Genomic DNA, 1,734 nt, shown 5'->3' with positions numbered 1-1,734 from the left:
GGAGAAGAAGACATCGAAAGCCACGCCGAACTCGGCCAGGGTGTCCTTGATGTCCTTCATCTGGGCCTGGTAGGCCGCGGAACGGATCACCGGCAGTGCGGCCTCGTCGGTCAGCTCGCGGATTGCCGGATGGGCCTTGAGCACCTCGTCGCCGAGTTCCCGGATGTACTCACCGGGGTAGCCGCCCTCCGGAACGCCGCGTCCGTGCAGGCGGGACAGCACCGAGTTCGCGAAAACGTTCATCTGCGAGCCGGCGTCGTTGATGTAGTACTCCGCGGTGACGTCCGCACCGGAGGCGCGGAGGACGCGGGCAATCGAATCTCCCAGGGCCGCCCAACGCGTGTGGCCGATGTGCAGCGGTCCCGTGGGGTTGGCCGAGACGAATTCCATGTTGACCACATGGCCTGCGAGCGCCTGGTTGGTTCCGTAGGAGCTTCCCGCCTCGACGATGGCCTTGGCCAGCGCACCGGCGGCCGCCGCATCCACGGTGATGTTCAGGAAGCCCGGGCCCGCGATGTCCACGGCGGTGACGCCGTGGATCGCTTCCAGCCGCTTGCCCAGGATTGTGGCGAATTCACGCGGGTTGGTCCCGGCATGCTTGGCAAGCTGCAAGGCAATGTTCGTGGCCCAGTCGCCGTGCTCCCGGTTCTTGGGTCGCTCCACGCGCACGTCCTCAGGGAGGGCAGATTCGGAAAGCGCAAGCTCGCCGGCGGCGACAGCGTCTTTCAGGCAGGCGGATATGGCGGCTGAGAGTTCTTCGGGAGTCACCCGTCTAGCCTACCGGTGGGGCTTGCAAGTGGTGGAATTCTAATGCTTAGCAATGCGCACACGCGGGCACCAGCGCGCACCCAGCCGGCGCCCAGCTTCGGCCAGTAAAGCTCCCAGACTGAACCGATAGGCTGAAATCACCGTCAGTGGTGTGATCGGCCCACGGCCCGAAGGAACGCGCATTGACCACTTTTCGAGTCCAGTTGAAACGAGCAGAACCATGACTACGCCACTCCGCAAGGGCCTCCTGGTGGGCGCCGCCGGCCTCTCCCTGGCCAGTTCGGTGGCAGCTTGCGCCCCCTCGGCACAAGGCAGCACCCCGCAAAAGACCTCCACGATTTCCGGCCCCTACAAGGACGGTACCTACAGTGCGGACGGTGACTACATTTCACCCAACGGCGGTGAAACCGTGGGGGTCAAGCTGACATTGGCCGGTGGCACCATTTCCGCGGTGGACATCACAGTCCATGCCAACAACCCGAACACCAAGGAATTCCAGGGGCAGTTCAAGAACGGCATCGCGGCGCAGGTGGTCGGCAAGAAACTGGATGAGATCAACGTCTCAAAAGTCGCCGGCTCCTCCTTGACCAGCCAAGGATTCAACAAGGCCGTGGAAACCATCAAGTCCGAGGCCAAATAGGCGCATGGCGCACACGCTGGAGCGTGTTCGGCTTCGACGGGATCGGAACCACGTGGGAAATCTCGACGCCGGAGCAACTCCCCGAGGAGGTGCGCGCCGGCTTGCTCGGCATCGTGGAGGACTACGACAGAAGCTACTCGCGCTTCCGGGACGACTCCCTGGTTGCAGCGCTCGCCCGTGAACCCGGCACCGTGACCCTCCCTGCCGGGGCAGGCGAGCTGGAACGGCTTTTCAAAAAGCTGTACCGCCTCAGCGACGGCACCATGACGCCGCTCATCGGCGGCAGCCTCGAGCACCTGGGCTACGGGGCGGACTATGCCTTGCGG

The 1,734-nt window shown here is 64.3% G+C and carries 2 protein-coding genes and 1 pseudogene; 2 read left to right on the top strand and 1 reads right to left on the bottom strand.

The window, feature by feature from the left end; translation table 11 throughout:
* The coding region (gene argS, locus AHiyo1_RS03280) for an arginine--tRNA ligase domain-containing protein (RefSeq protein WP_084784333.1) at positions 1–768 on the bottom strand (768 nt) is incomplete at its 3' end.
* 220 nt (positions 769–988) lie between these two features.
* On the opposite strand from argS, the gene AHiyo1_RS03275 reads away from it, so the two are divergent.
* Positions 989–1,408, top strand: a complete 420-nt coding sequence (locus tag AHiyo1_RS03275; protein WP_059387607.1) for an FMN-binding protein — start codon at positions 989–991, stop codon at positions 1,406–1,408.
* Between the two features lie 23 nt (positions 1,409–1,431).
* Positions 1,432–1,734 (top strand): annotated as a pseudogene (locus AHiyo1_RS03270) (FAD:protein FMN transferase); the annotation flags it as partial.

The sequence above is a fragment of the Arthrobacter sp. Hiyo1 genome, from assembly GCF_001263615.2.
Classification (GTDB): domain Bacteria; phylum Actinomycetota; class Actinomycetes; order Actinomycetales; family Micrococcaceae; genus Arthrobacter.
This window is presented reverse-complemented; position numbering and strand designations above follow the sequence as displayed.